General features: G+C 42.5%; 24 protein-coding genes and 1 pseudogene. 22 read left to right on the forward strand and 3 right to left on the reverse strand.

The window, feature by feature from the left end; all coding sequences use genetic code 11:
- Positions 1-154: 154 nt before the first annotated feature.
- The 13 genes from KUV50_RS08665 (at position 155) to KUV50_RS08725 (ending at position 9,622) form a co-directional block, all read left to right on the forward strand.
- Positions 155-439 carry a GNAT family N-acetyltransferase gene (locus tag KUV50_RS08665; protein WP_222579727.1) on the forward strand — a complete coding sequence of 95 codons (285 nt, stop codon included), beginning with the start codon at positions 155-157 and terminating at the stop codon, positions 437-439.
- A gap of 233 nt (positions 440-672) precedes the next feature.
- The gene (locus KUV50_RS08670) at positions 673-1,611 is read left to right on the forward strand and encodes a ring-cleaving dioxygenase (RefSeq protein WP_410000037.1); all 939 of its coding nucleotides are present in this window, start codon (positions 673-675) and stop codon (positions 1,609-1,611) included.
- Positions 1,612-1,622: 11 nt separating this feature from the next.
- The gene (locus KUV50_RS08675) at positions 1,623-2,243 is read left to right on the forward strand and encodes an alpha/beta hydrolase (RefSeq protein WP_222579729.1); all 621 of its coding nucleotides are present in this window, start codon (positions 1,623-1,625) and stop codon (positions 2,241-2,243) included.
- Positions 2,244-2,281: 38 nt separating this feature from the next.
- The gene (locus KUV50_RS08680) at positions 2,282-2,449 is read left to right on the forward strand and encodes a hypothetical protein (protein ID WP_222579730.1); all 168 of its coding nucleotides are present in this window, start codon (positions 2,282-2,284) and stop codon (positions 2,447-2,449) included.
- Positions 2,450-2,758: 309 nt separating this feature from the next.
- A complete protein-coding gene (locus tag KUV50_RS08685; protein ID WP_222579731.1) occupies positions 2,759-5,062 on the forward strand; it encodes a putative monovalent cation/H+ antiporter subunit A in 2,304 nt (767 codons plus the stop codon).
- Between the two features lie 3 nt (positions 5,063-5,065).
- On the forward strand, positions 5,066-5,482 hold the full coding sequence (locus KUV50_RS08690; RefSeq protein ID WP_222579732.1) for a Na+/H+ antiporter subunit B: 417 nt from the start codon (positions 5,066-5,068) through the stop codon (positions 5,480-5,482).
- Positions 5,483-5,842: a Na+/H+ antiporter subunit C gene (locus tag KUV50_RS08695; RefSeq protein WP_222579733.1), complete on the forward strand. Its 360-nt coding sequence runs from the start codon at positions 5,483-5,485 to the stop codon at positions 5,840-5,842.
- Positions 5,839-7,344: a proton-conducting transporter membrane subunit gene (locus KUV50_RS08700; protein WP_222579734.1), complete on the forward strand. Its 1,506-nt coding sequence runs from the start codon at positions 5,839-5,841 to the stop codon at positions 7,342-7,344. The genes KUV50_RS08695 and KUV50_RS08700 overlap by 4 nt, the downstream gene beginning before the upstream one ends.
- A gap of 6 nt (positions 7,345-7,350) precedes the next feature.
- Positions 7,351-7,827 (forward strand): Na+/H+ antiporter subunit E, encoded by a 477-nt coding sequence (locus KUV50_RS08705; protein WP_222579735.1) that lies wholly within the window; start codon positions 7,351-7,353, stop codon positions 7,825-7,827.
- Positions 7,824-8,096 (forward strand): cation:proton antiporter, encoded by a 273-nt coding sequence (locus KUV50_RS08710; protein ID WP_222579736.1) that lies wholly within the window; start codon positions 7,824-7,826, stop codon positions 8,094-8,096. Before KUV50_RS08705 ends, KUV50_RS08710 begins: the two co-directional genes overlap by 4 nt.
- Complete coding sequence (gene mnhG, locus KUV50_RS08715; RefSeq protein WP_222579737.1) at positions 8,093-8,485, forward strand: monovalent cation/H(+) antiporter subunit G; 393 nt, start codon at positions 8,093-8,095, stop codon at positions 8,483-8,485. The genes KUV50_RS08710 and mnhG overlap by 4 nt, the downstream gene beginning before the upstream one ends.
- A gap of 119 nt (positions 8,486-8,604) precedes the next feature.
- A complete protein-coding gene (locus tag KUV50_RS08720) occupies positions 8,605-8,955 on the forward strand; it encodes a hypothetical protein (RefSeq protein ID WP_222579738.1) in 351 nt (116 codons plus the stop codon).
- A gap of 7 nt (positions 8,956-8,962) precedes the next feature.
- The gene (locus tag KUV50_RS08725; RefSeq protein WP_222579739.1) at positions 8,963-9,622 is read left to right on the forward strand and encodes a DedA family protein; all 660 of its coding nucleotides are present in this window, start codon (positions 8,963-8,965) and stop codon (positions 9,620-9,622) included.
- A gap of 93 nt (positions 9,623-9,715) precedes the next feature.
- Here the strand turns inward: KUV50_RS08725 and KUV50_RS19715 are convergent, their stop codons facing one another.
- The gene (locus KUV50_RS19715) at positions 9,716-9,880 is read right to left on the reverse strand and encodes an aspartate dehydrogenase domain-containing protein (RefSeq protein ID WP_222579740.1); all 165 of its coding nucleotides are present in this window, start codon (positions 9,878-9,880) and stop codon (positions 9,716-9,718) included.
- Between the two features lie 13 nt (positions 9,881-9,893).
- The gene (locus tag KUV50_RS08735; RefSeq protein WP_222579741.1) at positions 9,894-11,561 is read right to left on the reverse strand and encodes a thiamine pyrophosphate-dependent enzyme; all 1,668 of its coding nucleotides are present in this window, start codon (positions 11,559-11,561) and stop codon (positions 9,894-9,896) included.
- A 782-nt stretch (positions 11,562-12,343) separates the two neighbouring features.
- Between KUV50_RS08735 and KUV50_RS08740 the strand changes: the two genes are divergently transcribed.
- On the forward strand, positions 12,344-13,516 hold the full coding sequence (locus KUV50_RS08740; protein ID WP_222579742.1) for an MFS transporter: 1,173 nt from the start codon (positions 12,344-12,346) through the stop codon (positions 13,514-13,516).
- A 233-nt stretch (positions 13,517-13,749) separates the two neighbouring features.
- Positions 13,750-14,244 carry a hypothetical protein gene (locus KUV50_RS08745; RefSeq protein WP_222579743.1) on the forward strand — a complete coding sequence of 165 codons (495 nt, stop codon included), beginning with the start codon at positions 13,750-13,752 and terminating at the stop codon, positions 14,242-14,244.
- 50 nt (positions 14,245-14,294) lie between these two features.
- On the opposite strand, the gene KUV50_RS08750 is transcribed toward KUV50_RS08745, so the two are convergent.
- Positions 14,295-14,450: a hypothetical protein gene (locus KUV50_RS08750; protein WP_222579744.1), complete on the reverse strand. Its 156-nt coding sequence runs from the start codon at positions 14,448-14,450 to the stop codon at positions 14,295-14,297.
- 249 nt (positions 14,451-14,699) lie between these two features.
- Between KUV50_RS08750 and KUV50_RS08755 the strand changes: the two genes are divergently transcribed.
- The 7 genes and pseudogenes from KUV50_RS08755 to KUV50_RS08785 all read left to right on the forward strand — a co-directional run bounded on the left by KUV50_RS08755 (position 14,700) and on the right by KUV50_RS08785 (position 20,789).
- A complete protein-coding gene (locus KUV50_RS08755; RefSeq protein ID WP_222579745.1) occupies positions 14,700-15,173 on the forward strand; it encodes a Dps family protein in 474 nt (157 codons plus the stop codon).
- A 174-nt stretch (positions 15,174-15,347) separates the two neighbouring features.
- Positions 15,348-16,160, forward strand: a complete 813-nt coding sequence (locus tag KUV50_RS08760) for an SDR family oxidoreductase (protein WP_222579746.1) — start codon at positions 15,348-15,350, stop codon at positions 16,158-16,160.
- Positions 16,161-16,280: 120 nt separating this feature from the next.
- Positions 16,281-16,919 (forward strand): HdeD family acid-resistance protein, encoded by a 639-nt coding sequence (locus tag KUV50_RS08765; protein WP_222579747.1) that lies wholly within the window; start codon positions 16,281-16,283, stop codon positions 16,917-16,919.
- Positions 16,920-17,208: 289 nt separating this feature from the next.
- Complete coding sequence (locus tag KUV50_RS08770; protein WP_222579748.1) at positions 17,209-18,681, forward strand: catalase; 1,473 nt, start codon at positions 17,209-17,211, stop codon at positions 18,679-18,681.
- A gap of 269 nt (positions 18,682-18,950) precedes the next feature.
- On the forward strand, positions 18,951-19,682 hold the full coding sequence (locus KUV50_RS08775) for an MgtC/SapB family protein (RefSeq protein WP_222579749.1): 732 nt from the start codon (positions 18,951-18,953) through the stop codon (positions 19,680-19,682).
- A 109-nt stretch (positions 19,683-19,791) separates the two neighbouring features.
- A pseudogene (locus KUV50_RS08780) lies at positions 19,792-20,022 on the forward strand (ferritin-like domain-containing protein); the annotation flags it as partial.
- A gap of 377 nt (positions 20,023-20,399) precedes the next feature.
- Positions 20,400-20,789, forward strand: a complete 390-nt coding sequence (locus KUV50_RS08785; RefSeq protein ID WP_222579750.1) for an HNH endonuclease — start codon at positions 20,400-20,402, stop codon at positions 20,787-20,789.
- The last annotated feature ends 578 nt before the right edge of the window (positions 20,790-21,367 follow it).

Here is a 21,367-nt window from a genome sequence, read left to right on the forward strand (position 1 = left end):
AAAACTGTTTTCTAAAATTTTTAGTTTCTTTAAGTAATGATTTCCTGCCTCAAACTTCTTAACATAGATCAACGTCCACCACTATAAAGTCACGTAAATTTATCCCTGATGAAAATCCGTTATTTGGCACAAAATAAAAAATCCAACAAAAGATATGGCAGCAATAGAACAAGAGGATAACGGGAAAAAAGGACGGTTTATCATTTATGAGAATGAAGAGTTTGCCGGAGAAATGACTTACACCTGGGCAGGAACGAAAAAATTTATAATTGACCACACGGGCGTGGAGAAAAAATTCGGTGGACAAGGATTTGGGAGGCGACTCGTGATGGCAGGGGTGGAATATGCGCGGAAAAACAACTTAAAAATCATCCCATTATGTCCTTACGCAAAAAGCAGATTCGACAGGGATAAGAGCATAGGTGACGTTTTGGCGTAAGCAAAAGTAGTTGATACCTATTTATACCATAAGTAATGAAAACGGCTTCAAGTTTTTTAATCTGAGATTGGAAAAGGGGGCATGATACCATTTTATTGATTCTCAGGTTGGTCTTTGGCCTTGTATTATTTCACCTGTTTGCTTTTATAGCATTGACGCTAACCGGCCCGGGAAAGTTTTCCTTGGACGATCGACTGTTTCACCGGAAATAAAACAGAAAAACTTTAAAATAAATTATGGACAGAATACTCGGATTACACCACATTACTGCTATTGCTGGCGATGCACAGCGGAATTACGACTTTTATACTAAGGTTCTCGGTCTTCGGATGGTCAAAAAGACCGTTAATTTCGATGACCCACAGACCTACCATTTTTACTTTGGAAACGAAGAAGGTAGTCCTGGAACCATTCTGACCTTTTTCCCGTGGCGAAATGTCAGGCAAGGGAAGAACGGAGCCGGCATGGCCACAAAAATCGGGTACTCGGTACCGAAGGACAGCCTGGAGTTTTGGAAAGCACGATTCGAAAAGTATCAAGTCCGGTACGACGAGGGGGGAGAAAGGTTTGGAGAGAAATACATCGCTTTTCAGGATCCGGATGGATTGCGGATCAACCTGATTGAAACGAAACACAACGATGAACGCAAGGGCTGGGAGACGGCTGAAGTGAAAAATGATGTGGCGCTGAAAGGGTTTCACACCATCACGCTGACCCAGAACAGCATTGACGCCACGGCTGCCATCCTCACGGATGTTTTTGATTATCAGTTGATCGAACAGGAAGAGAAATATTCCCGTTATCAAACCAGTGCGGTGGACAATGCCGCCATTGTGGATTTGCTGGAAATGCCGGATGCGCCACGAGGGTTAAATGCAGGTGGTACGAACCACCATGTGGCATTTCGGGTTAAAGATGAGGAAACTTTGATGGCATACAGAAAGAAAATTGTGGCACGTGGCCTTCACATTACCGAAAAAATAAACCGGGATTATTTCTTTTCACTCTATTTCCGGGAACCGGGTGGCGTGTTATTTGAGATAGCCACCGACAATCCGGGGTTTGCCACGGATGAAACGGTTGAAAATCTGGGTAGTTCGTTGCAATTACCAAATCAATATGAAGCTATGCGGGATCAGATCGTGCAAGGTCTACCAGAATTAAAAACGTAAACCACACGATCATGCACAAAAAAAATGTCCACAACGCCGGTCAATCTTTGGATGAAGCCAAAAAAGTACTCATTATGGTTCATGGCCGGGGAGCCAATGTCCGTGGAATTCTCGGACTTGCTGCACACTTAAATGTAAGCGAATATGCGCTGCTGGCTCCTGAAGCAACGAACAATACCTGGTACCCGTATTCTTTTATGGCCAAACCGGAACAAAATGAACCCTGGCTTTCTTCTGCGCTTGATCTACTCAAAGAAGTGGTAGATGATGTCACGAAACAAGGGATCTCTGCTGAAAATATTTACTTCCTGGGTTTTTCCCAAGGAGCGTGTCTGACCTTGGAATTTGTGGCTCGTCATGCCCAAAAATGGGGTGGTGTGGTTGCTCTGACCGGAGGGTTGATTGGTAACAAGCTGTATAAACAGAACTATTCCGGTGATTTTGCCGAAACACCTTTTTTTATTGGTACCGGGGATCCCGACCCGCATGTACCGCTTGAACGGGTGAGGGAAAGTGTTCGTATTTTGGAAGAGTTGAATGCTCAGGTGCATCTTGAGGTGTACGAAGGACGACCACATACCATCTCGCAAGACGAAATCGAGCAATCCAATCACATGGTTTTTACTGAATGAGCGCAATATACTCGAATCATGGCTGATAATTTTTCCCAATGAACACCGTGATTTCGATCTTGAATTATACTGATGAAGGATACGTTCTGGTTAAACTGCTCCAAGGAAACCACATGTGGCAGGAAAACAAGTCGATAAAAGGGACTTCGTTCTGCGTCGTCCGGAGTACCTTTGAGTCCGACGTGCCTTTGCTGGATCCGGGCTGATCCGGCAAACGATGTAGTGTGGAGTGTCTGCTTGTTTTGCGACATTTCATGAGCATCTGGTCATGGGTTAGAATATGTAATACGCGCACTATCAGGTGTGTAAGTGTGGTGTAAGGTGCTGATTAAAAAGTCAATAGTAAAACGATCATGGATCATTCGTACATATATTGGAACAATCCTTGGTTTTTTCAACCCCATTCCACGTACATTATAAATACAAATTATTCCCAAAACGGGCGCAATCCCTTTAAAATCCAACAGTCTATTGTATCTTCACTCAACTAAATCAAACAGACGCCTATAAAATATATGCTTACAGCTGTACTAACAGGATTTATATTTGCATGTGTGCTGGTATTTGCCGGAAAACCTTTAAAAGGTCGCGCATCTCTTATTAATGCTGTGGTTCCTATTGGGCTGTTCGTGTATTTTTGCGCACAAATTCCACAGGTGATTGCGGAGGGCGCAATCTACAAGTCATACTCCTGGGTATCGTCCATGGGTGTTGATATGAATTTCAATCTGGATGGTTTATCAATGATTTTTGCATTGATGATTACCGGGATTGGAAGTATGGTATTTATATATACTTCGGCTTACATGAAAGGCAGTCCACAGCTCGACCGGTTTTACGGTTATTTGGGCATGTTTATGGCCGCTATGCTAGGCGTAGTGTTGTCTGACAATCTGATTACTATATTTGTTTTTTGGGAACTCACCACGATCGTTTCATTCTTCTTGATCGGGTACAACACCCATGATAAAGGGTCGCGTAGAGCAGCAATGACTTCGCTGGGGTTGACCGGACTTGGCGGTATGTTGCTTCTAGGTGGAATCATTTTGATGGGGTCTATCGGAGACACTTACTCCATTCAAGAAATGCTCAATTCTGGCATCGCGTTTTCGGACAATGCCTATTACCCGCTCATTTTATTTTTTATCATCGGTGCTGCTTTTACCAAGTCCGCCCAATTTCCTTTTCACTTCTGGTTGCCACTGGCGATGAAAGCCCCAACACCGGTTTCGACCTATCTGCACTCAGCAACCATGGTCAAGGCGGGAATCTATCTGATTTTTCGACTTAGTCCTTTGTTGGGAAATGATCCCTCATGGAATAACACGCTTATGCTATTTGGTGGTATTACGATGCTTTACGGTGCATGGCATACTGTTTTTCGGACAGACTTGAAAGCGATCCTTGCGTATTCTACCATATCGGCTCTGGGAATTCTTACTTTTTTGATAGGACTGGGCACAAAAGCCGCTTTTCTTGCCGCCCTGATTTTTATCATGGTCCACGCACTATATAAGGCTACCTTATTCCTGGTTGCCGGATCGATCGATAAAGCCACGGGAACACGTGATATTTTACGACTTCGCGGGTTGGGCAAATATATGATTCCCGTAGCCATAGCAGGAATCCTAGCTGCGATATCCAATGCAGGAATCCCGCCATCATTCGGGTTTCTGGGGAAAGACCTGATCTATGAGGCCACACTGGGTATGGGAGAATCCGCAGTGTTTTTGACAGCAGCAGCTGTCTTGACCAATATACTTCTCCTTTATGCAGGCTTTGTGGTGGGCATAAAACCCTTTATGGGTACACGGCTGGATCCGGAGATCAAGGTAAAAAAACTCTCACCAGCTATTTGGGTGCCGGGCTTAATTCTAGGAATACTATGTATTGTTTTCGGTATATTCCCCGCTGTGGGCGAGGGTCTGGTCCGCCCGGCACTCTCAGCAGTTTACGGCGAACCATTTGAGTCACACCTCAAACTATGGCACGGGTTTACTACCATCCTTCTTTTGAGCGGTATAACTATTGCTTGCGGTGTATTGCTGTATCTATTTGTCAAGCCCAGTAATCAGAAGGTGGCGCTTATGGCCAAGGCAGATTTTATATCTCCACAGGTTATTACAGAACAAATTAGCCGCGGCTTCTTGCGATTGAGCATCTTCTGGACACGAACCTTTAATAGCGGTTATCTGGGATATTATGTGATTACAGTCATGGTGTTTGTGATTGGAATCGTAGGCTACGAGCTTGTGGCGGTGCTCCATGTTAAAGTGGACTTCAGTCAGTTAAAGGAGGTGACCTTTTACGAAATGAGTACCATTTTGATCATGATTTCGGGAATTGTGGTTGCTGTTTTCTCTCAGTCGAGGTTAGCGGCTATAGCTGCTTTGGGTGTATTGGGTTATGCGATGTGTATTATTTTCGTTTTTTACGGAGCTCCAGATTTGGCGATGACTCAATTTTCGATCGATACGTTGACGGTCATTCTTTTTGTATTAATAATATTCCGGTTGCCAAAGTACAAGGTACTTAGCAATATGCGCTCACGCATACGCGATGGTGTGGTAGCCCTTTCATTTGGTACGCTCATCACCCTGCTTATTTTGGAAGTGCTGGCCCAGCCCGTTAATCGGGAACTAAGTGAATTTTACGCGGACAACGCTTATTTGCTTGCCAAGGGAAAAAATGTGGTCAATGTTATTTTAGTGGACTTTAGAGGAATTGATACCCTGGTAGAAATTACTGTTCTGGCTATTGCGGCAATCGGCGTGTTTAGTCTTATGAAATTGGAAATAAAAAAATCTGAAATTGATTAAACTATGAACTCAGTCATACTGCGTACTGCAGCCAGCTTTTTATTACCGTTGCTGATTATGTTTTCGGTTTTTATCCTCCTGAGAGGACATTACCTGCCCGGGGGTGGATTTGTGGGTGGACTGGTGGCGGCCGTAGGTTTTGTGTTGCACATGTTTGCCAATGGGCTTGACGAAACCCGACGACTGTTAATGATACATCCGGGCTATCTGTTGCCATGTGGACTTAGTCTGGCTTTGCTTAGTGGTTTTACTCCTGTACTTATCACCGGAGAACCGTTTATGACCGGAGTTTGGTTAGATGACCCCGTTCCCGTCATTGGAAGCATCGGCACAGCTTTGTTTTTTGACCTTGGGGTTTACCTGGTAGTAGTAGGGGTATCGCTGACCATATTGTTTACTATATCAGAAGAAGTAAAATAAATGGAATTACTGCTTGCCATAACCATCGGATTGCTTTATGCTTCAGGCGTTTACATGGTGTTGCGCCGAAGTATGGTAAAGCTTATTATAGGCATCATACTTATTGGTAATGGTGTCAACTTTCTCATTTTTTTGTTGGGACGAATTACCAAAGGCAGCACACCTATAATATCCGAAAATTCGGATACTTTTCTGGAAGCTTATGCCGATCCCGTTCCTCAAGCTTTGATCCTAACGGCCATTGTAATTAGTTTTGGTTTGCAGGCATTCGCCATTGTACTGATTAAAAGAGTTTATAAAGTGCTCAACACGGATGATATTGATCGATTAAGTCATACTGAAGACTACGATATACTATGACGCAACTTATATTTTTGCCCATACTATTTCAAGCATGCATTGCCGTATTGCTTTTGTTTTTCTTTGGCAAAGTCAAAATACAAAAGATTATAAGCATCGCAGGAAGTGCGCTTAACCTGGCTGTTGCGGGAGGCGTGTTCTATGTAGTCCGGCTGGAGGGTAGTATGGCTGTTCAAGCTGGAAATTGGCAGGCTCCATTTGGGATAACTTTTGTAGCCGACACATTGGCGGTTACTATGGTATTGCTCACAGCCATTGTCGGATTTGCAGTATCCATATTTTCAGCATATACCCTGTCCGGTAACCGCATCCGTTTTGGGTATTTTCCCGTTTTTCATTTTTTAATGATGGGACTCTGTGGTTCCTTTTTGACCGGTGACTTGTTCAATATGTATGTTTGGTTTGAAATCACCATTATTACCTCGTTTGTGCTGCTCACACTTGGGAATGAAAAGGAACAGCTTGAAGGAGCGGTTAAATACTTTGCGATGAATATGCTGGCATCGCTTATCTTTCTGACCGCACTGGGTATATTGTATGGGTTGACAGGTACGCTTAACATGGCCGATCTTTCAGGAAAACTCATGGCTATTGAAAATCGTGGGCTCGTTAATGTTTGTGCCTTGTTTTTCTTTTTTGGTTTTGGGATTAAGGCTGCATTATTCCCTATGTATTTTTGGTTGCCGGACTCTTACCATACCCCGCCCACTGCCGTAACCGCGGTGTTTGCAGGTCTTTTGACCAAAGTTGCTGTATATGCGCTTATTCGCGTGTTCAGTTTGGTATTTATCCCAGAAGCATTTTTCAATAATTTATTCCTCATCGTTGGTGCATTCACTATATTAAGCGGAGGAATAGGTTCGCTGGTGCAAAACAATATTCGAAAAGTTTTTTCTTACCTCATTATATGTCACATTGGTTACATGATTATAGGTCTGGGACTTTTTACCCAAGCAGCCCTGGCCGGGATGATGTTTTACCTTATTCATGATATAATTATAAAAACCAATTTGTTCTTAATGAGTGGAATGATTATTAAAATAAAAGGGAGTACCGACATTCGCCAGCTTGGCGATATTTACAATGATCATCCGAGAATCGCTTTGTTGTTTGCCATAAGTTTGTTTTCTGTGATCGGGATCCCGCCCTTATCAGGGTTTTGGCCCAAGATATCGTTAATCTGGGGAGGAATCGAAAAGAGCGATTATCTCAGTGTCGGGTTTATTCTTTTTGGTAGCTTTATAACCTTGATGGCTGTGGCGCGAATCTGGTCAAAGGTATTTTGGAAATCGTCTACGGTAACGGCTCCCCCTAACGCGCCTTTGTTTTTTGATCAATTGTCAAAAAGAAGAAGGTTTTGGATTTTATTTCCGGTTGGCTTTTTAAGTGTCGTTACCTTGTATATTGGTTTTGGGGCTGATAACATCCACCTGATCGCCAGTCGTATCGCTGAAGATTTAATAAATGTGGATGCTTATATCGAATTGGTGTTGGGTAAATAAATTAAGATGAGGAAAAAATTTTTAACGAATATCATATTGGTTTTGATCTGGGTAGCCCTGACGGGTGATTTTACTTTTGTCAACTTTGTATTCGGATTTTTTCTTGGATCGCTCGCATTGTGGTTGGCCGACAAAGAAAGTGACAGCAGGAAGTACTTCCGCCTTATTCCTGCCGCTATAAGCTTTGTATTATTCTTCCTCTATGAATTGATCAAAGCAAATATTCAGGTGGCTTACGAAGTGATTAAGCCAACTCTGCACATGGAGCCCGGTATTGTCGCGATACCATTGGATTTGAATACTGATTTGGAAATCACACTTCTCGCCAATTTAATATCACTTACTCCGGGAACACTAAGTCTGGATGTTTCTGATAACAAAAAAGTATTGTATGTGCACGCTATGTACGTGCATGATAAACAAGAGTTTATTGATAGTGTTAAAAATGGATTTGAACGAAAAGTAATAGAGTTACTACGATGACCATACAACTATATCTCCAGTTTGTTATACTTCCTTTAATGGCAGTGACCGCCATACTGATATTTATTCGCTTTTTACTCGGTCCCAGCCTGAGTGATCGTGTGGTGTCTCTGGAGCTTCTCATGACTACGGCCATAGGTATGATATGTGTTTTTGCAGTCGTTTTTGATGAACAGAATTATATGGATGTGGCTGTCATTCTGGCCTTGATATCTTTCCTGACTACCGTGGCCTTTTCGTATTACATTGAAAAACAGAAACGACAATGACAGATATAGCCATAATGATCATAATCACCCTCGGTGCGTTATTTGTATTGTTTGCTGCACTGGGAATTGTTCGTATGCCAGACCTGTATTTACGGATCTCAGTAACGACCAAAGCGGCAACATTGGGGGTAGGAATGATTTTAATCGGTGCTGCAATGTATTTTAATGAAGCATCGATAACTACACGGGCACTGGCTATTGTTTTCTTTTTAATTCTTACAGCGCCCGTGGGTGCGCACCTCATCGGTAACACGTCGTACTATAAGGGCGTCCCACTATGGAATCGCAGCAAAGTAGATGATTTGAAAAATTCATCCAATGGACCACCCGAAAATGAAGTCCGGAAAGATGAACCTCAGAGACCACAAGGAGAGCAAACTGCAGAATAAGTTCCGTTTTCGGATGGGCTTGGTAGATCATTGATGTTGTCCCATTGTGTCTCGATAAAATTGGTGTTTTTTTCAAGACCATCTGAATCGAGTTGAATAATTAGGATTAACCAATAACCATGATTACAATTACCAGAGTATTTAGTGATAGCGCAGGCGAAAGTCATTTTGAGGAGATCCAAATGCCCCTAAGGGACGATGGTGAAATTGGTTTTCTCTCTGAAAGCATTCCCGCAAAGGAGATCATCTTTCGGAAGGTTAAACCCGATTATGACTATGATTTCCATACTGCACCCCAAAAACAATTCATCATATTATTGGATGGTGAAATCGAAATTGAAACTTCCCTGGGTGAAAAAAGGACGTTCAAAGGTGGTGATATCTTGTTGATGGAAGATACTCAAGGTAAAGGGCACAAAACAAGAAATCTTCAGAATATTGAAAGAAAATCTATTTTTATCACGTTCTAAATCTTACATGGATATACTCTTTGATTCCTTTGAACACCTTTTGGATCCTGATTGGATTATGCAAAATGGAGGGTTGTATTTGGTGCTTTTGATTTTATTTATTGAAACCGGCGTGTTTTTTGGATTTTTTCTGCCCGGCGATCCTTTATTATTTGTCTCAGGGATGCTCATTGCTTCTGTCGATGAAGCGTATCCGTTTAGTCTGGAAATTTTAAATCTTCCCTATTGGTTGTTGCTTTTTATGGGTTCCACCATAGTGGGTAACTTTTTTGGGTATTGGTTTGGACATAAATTTACTCATTTTGTCAATCGTAAAGAAGACACCTGGTTTTTGAAACAAAAACATGTGCAGGCCGCCAATGAATTTTATGATAAGCGAGGTGGCTTCGCAGTGGCTATTGCCCGTTTTTTACCCATTGTGAGGACCTTTGCCCCTATTGTGGCCGGTACGGTTAAAATGGATTTTAAAAACTTTACGTTTTACAATGTGCTGGGAGCCGTCCTATGGGTAGGGAGTATTACTACATTAGGATATGTTTTGGGAGAGACTCCCTGGGTGCTCAGAAATTTGGAATATATTATTCTTGGCATTATCCTCATCGTCACCTTACCGGTTGTTTTAAAACTCACTTTAAAAAAACGAATAAAGGCTTTCCCTAAAAGGTAATAGGAAATACTAAGTTCCGCAGTAAATTAAACACGCTATATGCAGCCAATGTGCTGGATTTCGGATTGTCCTCAGGGGGTTTTGTCTCCACGATCACATTAATATTAATCGTCTCCCTGCCAATTTGATCTCATGCCTGTTGCTTTCAAATCCGGGGATGCTATGAATGGATGCCTTTATATTTTCCACTCCAGTTGTGGCTAAAGCAGTAGTCACTGCCCCATTCACGTTTTTAGGAAAATGTTCTATCGCTTCCATAAAAATATGATGATCAGTGGTTCATGACCTCCGGCGGTTCGGGCGGGTAATCGGCATCAATTTCTACTTCAATCAAACTTGTCTTTTCTGACTGAAATGCCTGGTTAAGGACCCCTTGTAATTTTGCCGGATCACTGCAGGAGTACCCTTCTGCTCCACACGCTTCGGCGAACTTTTTAAAGTTGATTGGATGCAACTCAACTCCATATTTTTCTGCGCCTGCTTCTTCTTGCTCATACCCTTCGATCGCAAAGGAGTTGTTCTTGAAAATAATTATTTTCAGCGGTAGATCATAGTGTACGGCAGTAGCCAGTTCCACCATCAACATAGAAAACCCCCCGTCACCAGCCATGACGACACATTGCCGCTCCGGGTTGGCGAGCTGTGCGGCGATGCCATAAGATAGCGCTGGTCCTGCGCTGGCTAGATTGCCGCACACTGTAATCTCTTGCTGATCTTTAATGGGCAAATGGCGCGCAGTAAATACAGTATGAGCACCCGTGTCAATAGCAATGTGTGCATCGTCTTCCAGGAGTTGAGCCACTTTTGCCACCAGGTAAGGTGGTGTGATTAATTTTGATGGAATCGATTCCATTCTTCGAAGCATCGCGCGCCATTCACCCATTTCCTCCTGTGCCTTTTCTATAAAATGTCGATTGGTCTTTTTATTTAATTTAGGAATTAAAGCACTTAAGGTGGCCTTTACGTCACCCGTTAATCCGATTTGCACCGGGTAGCGCAGTCCTATCCGCGATGGATCGAGATCAATTTGGATGGCTTTTGCGTTTGTGGGGTAGTATTCGAGATAGGGCATCGTGCTCCCAAGTATTAATAATAAATCACAAGCTTCCATCATCTTTTTTGAAGGCAATGTCCCCAGCGTCCCGATTCCCCCCGTGGTGTAGGGCGAGTCATCAGGTAACAATGCCTTGGCAAGCAGTGCTTTGGCCACAGGTGCACCCAACAACCGAGCCAGCTCAAGGACTTCATCCCGAGCAGCAAGAGCACCGCGACCTGCAAGAATCATAACTTTCGAACTTTTATTCAGCATTTTGGCCGCCTGCTCCAAGGCTTCATTGGGTGGAGTTTCAACACCTGGAGTATGGAATGAGCTTCCCGTTAAGTGACCTTGTTTTTTTAACCGTACATCGTCTTTCAGAGCCATTTGCTGAATTTCCGTGGGAATACTAAGGTGTGAAACTGTGCCATTGGTCAGCGAGGTACGACAGGCAATATCTACCATGGATTGGGCATGGACCGGTCCGGTTACTCTTTCGTTGAAATCGGCTACATCATCCAATAAAGAGATGGCGTCGATTTCCTGGCTGTAGGTTCCGCCTGAAAAATCTTGCGTGATCACGCCTGTAATGGCCAGCACTGGTGCGCCTTCCATCGCAGCATCGTAGAGCCCGTTGAGCAGATGCGTGGTGCCGGGCCCTGAGATAGCCAGACAAACGCCCAGTTTACCGGTGATTTTGGCATATCCGGAAGCCATAAAAGCAGCAGCTTCTTCGTGACGTACACCAATAAGCCGAATGTCTGCTTTTCGTCGGCGCAAAGCTTCAAATATGGGATTTACGGCATCGCCAACCAATGAAAAGATAGTATCTACATCCCAGGCAATGAGTTTGTCCACCACAATATCAGCGGTCGTGTTGGATAAAGTATAGGGCTCTTTCATTTGACAAATGGATTTAATGATTTTTACAATGTGATTGACCGACTTTGAGATCAAAAGCGAAAAACCCCTGAAACTTTCATTTGATCTTTCAGCTGATCAATTGTTGATATTACGTGCCGTGGTCCAAATTGTTTAACTTTATGCGTTTCAAAGATTATAAATATGGAATTATAGCTACGGTGTATTTCGGGTTTATTGTTATTGTACTCCAGGTGGAAAGCTTACAGTAATCTTTGAATGGGTAAAGCTCATGCTGTTAGATGAAATAGAATAGAGAGAATTGCCTCCGTGCGTGAGTTCATGAATAAAAGTCAATAAACGCTTGGTTGACCGGATACGAATCTGTAATATTATCTGAAAGATGCTGCCTTCAGCAAACATTATTAATTCTGTCTATACAACTAAAAATATGCCCGAACTGATCATACAAGCCCGCGAAGCAGCGATTAGCTCACACTTTAGCGTCAACCGGATACTTCCTTTTCGGAAAAAAAGAATGGTTGGCCCTTTTATCTTTATGGACCATCTCGTGAACGGATTTACGGTACCATAGGATTTATTCATGGTTCATTGGTTTTGCTCCGACTTATACATGAATTAGCTTTAACAATCGGAAGCTGATAATGCTTCACATCACAATCATCTCATCCCATTTCACATCCGATATTCTTTATGTCAACACGTCTCGGGTGTAGTTAAATTGATCTCATTTTCAAATTAATACTAACTTTAGTAACTTGATCAACTGACCAATTTTCAAGAATAATACAACGAAAGTCACTATGAACAAACATCAGTCTACAGAAAATATAAAAAGTGGCTTTCCGTGGTTGATCATGATTCTGATGTCATCGGTCACTTTTGTAGGATTATTGTCTGAATTAATGCCTTCGGGGATTCTTCCCCAGATAATGGCCGATCTGGACATCAATGAGGTACAGGGTGGGAACCTCGTGGGGTACTACGCCATTGCGTCTGCGATTTTTGCCATTCCGCTTATCTCCATGACAATGTCTTTCAACCGTAAAAATTTGCTGCTGATTTTACTTGCCGGATTTTCTGGTTCGAATATCATTGCCGGGATGTCCAGTGATTATACGGTCATTGTTATCTTAAGGGTCATCGGCGGAATTTGTGCCGGGGTGATGTGGCCCATGATTGCTGCCTACGGAATGCGACTGGTGGATGAGGCGTATCACGGGAAGGCAATTGCTGTGATTATGGCAGGCAGTACCTTGGGCATTAGTATCGGGATGCCCATTGTGACTGTGATTGGAAACGACTATGGTTGGCGAACGGAGTTTATAGCGTTGGGTGTATTTATTGCTCTCATTGCAGTGATTGGGGCATTTGCCTTACCTTCTACGCCAGGAGAGAAACTAACAGCAAGTTCTTCTCCATTTTCACTTTTAAAAATTCCGGCGGTATGGATTGTCCTTTTACTCACGCTGCTTGGGGTCAGTGCACACTATGGAGTTTATGTGTTTATTACGAGCCTGGTCGATGAAATCCAACTTGCCGGGGGAACAGAATGGGCATTAATTCTTTTTGGAGTGGGCTCATTGATCTCTGTGCTGCTGGCTGTGAAATATACGGACCATTATCTGAGGCTGCTTACCGTAGCCATGTTTGGATTGTTAATCGCTTCAATGGGCTTGCTTTTGGTATTTGGTGGAATGCGTGGAGTAGCTCATTTTGCTTTCTTTTTGTGGGGATTGTCGTTCGGTCCGTTGGTCACGCTATTTCAGGCAGCGGTCAGTAAGCAAGTGGAAAGCGCCAAAGACGTGGCGACATCGGTACAGTCGTCGACTTTTAATTTATCTATTATGATAGCTGCTTCCGTGGCGGGCCTGTTGCTTGGCGTTTATTCACCCATGAGCCTGACTTGGTTTGCGATTGCACTGGCTCTTCCGGGGCTGATCATTTCCTTTTTTGCCAAAAAGACGTTGGACTGACTAACTAGTGCTGCAATTCAGAAGTTGTATGTATTATATGAAGCGTTCCCATCCACAACAAGTTGGGATGCGGATTTAGCGTTCTACATTAGGAGTATAACTACCATAGGGTGAACCCTGTGACAGCATAATTTGTGTTTAAGGCTGCATGAGTGAGTGGTTGATTTTTTATATACTTAAAAAAAGGTTATGTTTATACTATTGGCAATTTCGCTTCATTAAACATACAGATGATGAAATACGCTTTTCTGATTTTACTGACTATTGTGCTTTTTTCATGCAATCAAAAAACAGACCAGGTCCAGGTTTTGCAGAACCGAATTGATAGTCTGAAGCATGAAATTGAAGAGGCCTATAAGCCTGGTTTTGGCGATTTTATGTCCAGTTTACAGGTTCACCACGGTAAACTTTGGTTTGCGGGCCAAAATCAAAACTGGGAACTGGCTGATTTTGAAATTCATGAAATTGAAGAAGCTATTGAAGATATACGGAAGTATCAGAAGGACCGAAAAGAAAGCCAAATGATGACCATGATTGAGCCTTCCCTGGAAAGAATTGAAGTTGCGATAGATCAAAAAGATCCTGTTCTTTTTAAAAAGGAATACATCGAACTAACCAACACGTGCAATAGCTGTCATCGCAGTACTGACCACGGATTTATTGTGGTGAAATCACCGGACGGGCCGCCTTTTAGTAACCAGGAGTTTCAGCTTCTGGATAAAGACTAAAGCTTTTTTGAAGTGCGTTGTTTTTGATGTGAAATGATCCGAATCATTGGTTACAGGTCCAATGGTATGTCATATTCAGGTGCTCTTCGTCGAAACAAAAAGTCACCGTTCCGTACGGAGGCCAATACGTTTACTCTTTTGCGAATCGCTTCATAAACGGAGGATTCGTTCAATACGATAAAGTTGGCTGCTTTGCCTTCTTCCAACCCATAGCTTTTCAACGAGCATTTCGGTTGCGTTGCTACGGTATAATTTTGCGTTAATAAATTTTTTTTAACGTTGGATATGCATTTTATGAATTCATTTTCTCGGTTGATTACAATATAATCAATCTTGGCAACAAAGTGCGGTATTCATTGTTAGATGTTTAAAGTTCCATGGGTATAAATAGCCCTACGGTGGTGTGGAACATGGTGGATGTAAACACGCATTATTAAATAAAACTATAGTCTAACATGGCAAAATTAAATTCAATTGGTCTGAACGTCGAAAAGTCCAAAGTACTTGCTGAAAAACTTAATGAGTTACTCGCAGATTACTCCGTATTTTATCAGAACATCAGAGGATACCACTGGAATATCAAGGGAGATAAATTCTTTGAGCTCCACGATAAATTCCAGGAACTGTACGAAGACCTGTTTGTGAAAATTGATGAAGTAGCAGAGCGTATTCAGACTCTTGGTCACACCCCGCACCATAAATTCTCCAAATACCTCAAAGACGCAGAAGTTAAAGAAAGTACCGAAGTTGCCGATGGAATACAAGATGTGAAAGACACCCTCGAGTCGTTGCAAATCATTATTACACTTCAGCGAGAAATTCTCGATTTATCAGCAGACGCAGAAGACGAAGGAACCAATGCACTGATGAGCGATTATATCCGCGAACAGGAAAAGCTGGTTTGGATGTATTCTTCCTATATAAGTTAATCGTTCTCACTGCAAAGTGAGCAACACCCACAAAGCTATAGCCTACGGTCCTAAAGGGGTACCTTATAGCTTATACAGCAAAAGATAAAACACCCAATGGGGCGTGGCATGAGCCACGGTTCATTGGGTGTTTATAGTCTTTGCAGGTCGGTTATTAACCATAAATTAAGTATGATGAATGTACAAAAAGAAGTTATTGTCATTACTGGTGGTGCCGGAGGCATTGGCCAGGCTTGCGCCCGGGCTTTTAAGAATCATCCCTTAGTCATTACAGACTACGCGCAGGAAGTCGTCGATGAGGTAGTTGAGGAATTATCCAATGAAGGATTTGATGTCTCAGGACTGGCCTGTGACATCACCAATAAATCCGATATCAAGAAACTGACCCAATTTGTAGCTGATCAGGGTTCTTTAAAAGCATTCATTCACACGGCTGGTGTAAGTGGTACGGTCAAGGATCTTAAAAAAGTCTTTACAATTGACTTGATCGCCACAGATCTTTTGGTTGATGCTTTTTATTCCCTGGCCGAAGAGGGTTCGGTTGCTGTCTTACTCGCTTCCATGATGGCCCATTCGGTTCCCGCCAATAAAGATTATGATGAAGCACTTTCTAACCCTCAGGCTCCGGATTCATTTGAGACCGTCCGTCAGATGGTGAATAATGATTCAGATATGATGTACAATTTTGCAAAAAGAGGCGTACTTTTATTGACGCACAAAAATGCGAATAAGTGGGGCGAGAAGGGAGCGAGAATCGTTTCTGTTTCTCCCGGCGTTATCGAAACGCCTATGGCTCTTAAAGCGGCAAAAGAACATCCGGAACGAATGGATTTGATTAAGCAAGCGACACCTTTAAAGCGAAATGGCCAGCCGGAAGAGGTTGCAGAAGTAGTTTCTTTTTTAGTAAGTGATGCAGCGCGTTTTATCACGAGTACTGACATCCTGGTTGACGGTGGTGTGATACACAATATAAAGGCCATGGCCTAGCCCGCCGAGCGCTAAATGCCTTAGCTATATGAACTTCGAGTTTGATGCACGAAGTCCACAGCGATAACAAAGGAGCCGAAAGCGCTCATATATACCTTCTTCACCACTAAAATTACAACTATGATACCTTCATTATTAAAGTCGATAAGGAAATCCATCCAGTATTGGTACGTCCCGTTGCTTGTTGGGATTTTCTTTGTAGTAGTCAGTCTCGTCGTGTTTTTCTCACCCAAAAGCTCCCTCTTGGCGTTGTCCTTGTTGTTCTCATTGTCTTTTCTATTTGGCGGACTTTCAGAGGTCATTTTTTCGATGGTCAACAGGGAACAATTGGATAATTGGGGATGGTCGCTCGCTTTTGGAATAATCACCTTTGTCGTCGGGGTGTTGTTTTTGATAAACCCGTCCATATCACTGACTGCGTTAGCATTTTACATCGGCTTTGTGATCCTGTTTCGGTCTATATCCACGATTGGTTTTGCCATAGATGTTAAAAAATATGGTAGTAAAAGTTGGAGTATACTTTTAATCTTAGGGATTATCGGTGCCATCGTCTCATTTATCCTCATTTGGAAACCAATTTTCGCAGGACTGGGGGTTGTTGTCTTGATCGCACTAAGTTTTTTATTTGCCGGTCTATTCAATATTGTCTTTGCACTGCAACTCAGAAAATTACGCAAAAAATCTAAAAATATTTCCGGCAAACTGCTGAAGCGATATGATGACCTTATGGATGAAATCCGGGACGAGTGGGAAGATTGATGAAGATCGGCGTCATGACCAATAAATAGATGTTGCAGTGAACAAGGCTTAACAATGTGGTGAGGCATACCACATACCCCGAATTCCACGGACATAATGATTCATTTTTGACGATTTGCAAAAAATAATTGTATCTTAATCCGCCAGTGCTCTGGCTCTATCTGACGATGTAAAAGAAGAATAAAGCAAGGCTTTAAAGTAGTCGAATACATTGGTGGGCTGGAAAACCTGGCAGGGGGACTCCCCCTTACTTTATTTATCATATTTTTTGCACAAAAAACGAATAGCTATGGATGAAAAGGACAAAAAAAAGAAGTTGTTTTCTGTATCGGGCCGACCGATTGCAGAAAACCAAAACGTAAAAACAGCTGGAAAACGGGGTCCCATGCTCCTGGAAGATTTTTGGTTTTTGGAAAAGCTGGCTCATTTTGACCGGGAAGTCATTCCGGAACGTCGGATGCACGCCAAGGGTTCCGGTGCGTTTGGTACTTTTACAGTTACACACGATATTACCCAATATACCAGAGCTAAGATATTTTCAGAAATTGGCAAAAAAACCGATGTGTTTATGCGTTTTTCTACGGTTGCCGGAGAGCGGGGAGCGGCTGATGCAGAGCGGGATATCCGGGGTTTTGCGATCAAATTTTATACCGAAGAAGGTAATTGGGATCTCACCGGAAACAACACCCCCGTTTTCTTTTTACGCGACCCATACCGATTTCCTGACCTGAATAAGGCCGTAAAAAGAGACCCCAAAACGAATTTGCGCAGTGCCAATCACAATTGGGATTTTTGGACGCTGTTGCCTGAAGCCTTGCATCAAGTCACCATCACGATGAGTGATCGGGGAATTCCTAAATCCTATCGGCATATGCATGGATTTGGCAGCCATACGTTTAGTCTGATCGATGCCGACAACAACCGGGTCTGGGTCAAGTTTCATTTCAAAACACAGCAGGGAATTAAAAACCTTAGCAATGAAGAAGCCGCTGCCATCATAGCCAATGACCGGGAAAGCAATCAACGAGATTTATTCAATGCGATTGAGAAAGGTGATTTTCCACAATGGAAAATGAAAATTCAGGTCATGACCGAGGAGCAGGCCAGAGAATGTCCGTTCAATCCATTTGATCTGACCAAAGTATGGCCTCATGGCGATTATCCTTTGCACGACGTGGGTATCCTGGAATTAAATCGAAATCCGGAAAACTACTTTGCCGATGTGGAACAGGCTGCATTTAATCCAGCCAACGTGGTTCCCGGTGTTGGGTTTTCACCAGATAAAATGCTGCAGGCCCGGTTGTTTTCCTATGGGGACGCACAGCGGTATCGGTTGGGGGTCAACCACTATCAGATTCCCGTAAATAAACCAAAGTGTCCTTTTCACAATCCGTCCAGAGATGGGACCATGCGTGTAGACGGTAACGAGGGTAGCACGTTGCATTACTTTCCCAACAGTTACCAACAATGGGAAGAGCAAAAAGAGTATACCGAACCCCCATTGCCGTTGGAAGGCGATGCGGACCACCATGATTTCAGAGAGGATGATGATGACTACTACACGCAACCTGGAAATCTTTTCCGTTTGATGAATGACGAACAAAAGAACTTATTATTCAAGAACACCGCGGCCGAAGTGGGCGGGGCAGAACGGTTTATTCAGGAAAGACATATTGGGAATTGCTACAAAGCAGATCCGGACTATGGAAAAGGAGTGGCCGAAGCACTGAAAATTGATATTACGCAATTGGATCTTTCCTAAATTTTTATGGCATTCTTTTTAAAAATGTTGCAGTCTTAGGTAAGGAGCACATCTAGGTTTGGCTTTATTCGAAGCAGATTAAGAATCTCCTTACCTTCGGATGATGATTTTCAGTGCCAGAGGAATTATGAAGGGTGCAAGGGGCAGAAATGGGAAAGTACGCCGCGTGGTTATGGTTTAAGCCAGCCATTATTTTACTGTGACGGGGGATATATCTTTAGGTATATATGCGGCAATGAGACACCCAAATGTATAATACAATAAACTTTATGATAGAGCTTGTAGATATCTATGGGTATATCCTGCGGTTAGGTGCTGCATTTTTATTGGGAGGGATCATAGGTTTTGAGCGGCAATGGCAACAGCAAAACGCCGGACTGAGAACCAACACGCTCGTAGCCATTGGAGCGGCTTCTTTTGTATTGTTATCGATAGAGCTTCATGGTCTTTCAGGGGGCGATCCCAGCCGGATTACGGCTCAGATCGTTACTGGAATTGGTTTTATTGGTGCGGGGGTGATTATGAAGGATGGATTTGATGTCCGGGGCCTCAATACGGCTGCGACCATATGGTGCTCAGCAGCCGTGGGAACATTAGCTGGTATGGGGTTCCTTCCTCAGGCGGTCGTAACCACTACAGCCGTGGTCTTATCTCATTTGCTCCTAAGACCGATAAGCGTTCGATTAGCCAAATTGTCATCATACAACAAAACGAGGATCAGCGAAACGTTTTATCAGATTTCTATTCATTGTTCTCTGGATGTCGAATCGAACGTGCGATTTCGGGTGTTGAGGTACATTGAAAATAATAATCAGCTGTTGCTCCGATCGATTAATCGGGATGTTATCGACTCCAATCCGGAAGAAATTCATATCCAGGTCGAAGTGGCCACGATTGGGAAACAAGAAAGGTTGCTTGAAAATCTGGTCGCCGGTCTGACCATGGAGCTCAAAGTATTCCGTGTAGGTTGGGAGCTGGTGGGACAGGAAGCGGAGTTTTAATATATATTTTAACAGGTATTCATGGACTCATTTCCAGGTGAGAGATATGTATTTAGCTTTTTTGTGCTCTGGGATGCTAGAGCCGTCTTGAGGCAGGCAACCTCCAGTTCTTAGACTAAAGTATTTAAAAGATGCAAAGGTCAAAGAAATCACCGAGGTGGCAGATGGAGTACAAGATGTGAAAGATACTCTTGAGTCCATACAAATCATTATCACCCTTCAACGTGAAATTCTGGACTTATCTACTGATGCAGAAAATGAAGGAACCAATGCGCTGATGAGCGATTATATCCGTGAGCAAGAAAAACTTGTGTGGATGTATTCGTTTTTTATTAGTTAATTACTTTTATAACGAGTATAGATATCCTGGTAGATGGTCAAGTGATCTAGGAAGCTTTTGATAAGACACCAACAGTCATCCACAAGATGATTGAATCGAAGAAGTGCTTATCCATGAAGACATTTTCGCTCAAGTTATTTAACACATCAACGAGCCCTTATCGGTCATAATGCCAGTTGATTACCTTCCGGTTCCAATATCAAGTTTCATGTGAATTCTTGAAAAACAACATCGGGCCTATATCGGCTTAATACTAATGACAATCATAGTTGGTTTATACCTGCTTCGCAAATTGCTGTTTTCAACAACCTGAGTCCCATTATCACCATTATAGCGGGGCACTGATTTTGAATGAGACCTTAAACAATTACCACATTGTGGGTGGTATCCTAGTGGTTGCAGGGGTAGTAATGGCACAAATATTTAATAATTTGGAGACAAAATATCGGCTACGAAATCCCAGACTTGCCTTAGACAAACCGGTAGACACAATTGGAAAAAATTTAACTATAATAGGAATTTCCAGCAAAACAAGAAAAAATCTTTGTGCGAAATCAGGAAACCGATGTTCGATATGCAGAACGGAATTATTTGCGAAAAAATTTAAATCGGATGAAGAAAATATCGGGGAAGAATGTCATATAATTAGCAGTAAACAGAATGGACCAAGACATCACCCGAATTTAGATGATTATGACAATTTAATTCTGCTTTGTAGAAACCATCATAAAGAAATAGACGAAATATCAGAGACTTTTTCCCAATAAGTATTACGGTTTATAAAAACTAAACACGATAATTAGGTAAGCTCTTTTTTGAAAGAAGCTGTCGAAAAATATAAAAAAGTACAACCTAGATTTTATCAAGAAAATTACAACTGGCAAATACCTTTTAGAGATTATACAAAATTCTTATGGCTGCCGAACTGATTATGAACAAGTAGACACCGAAAAAGAATCTGATTTTATTGATGGAATTGTGCAAAGTTTAATCGACTACGGAGATATAAGCTGTACGGTGGAGGCCTATGACAGAGTAAAAATGGGATTTGAACTCAATGAAATTCAAAAAAGGAGAAAATGACAAATGGCCTATTGCAACAATTGTAATACGGAAAAAAGAAAATCCCGAAATAATAAAAGAAAATCTGAATGACTAAAAAGCGCGAGCCTTCTCTTGGGACTGTAAAGTATTTTGTGTATAGCCCCCCGCCCCCGGCCGGGGGCGGGGGGCTGAAAAATTTTTTTTACATTTTTCCGCCCCCGATCATTGGGATTCATGATTTGTAAATCTTATATTAAAAATTATGAAGAACCAAAAAGTAGACGAGTTACTAGACTCAATT

It is taken from the genome of Membranihabitans marinus, assembly GCF_019802045.1.
GTDB lineage: Bacteria > Bacteroidota > Bacteroidia > Chitinophagales > Saprospiraceae > Membranihabitans > Membranihabitans marinus_A.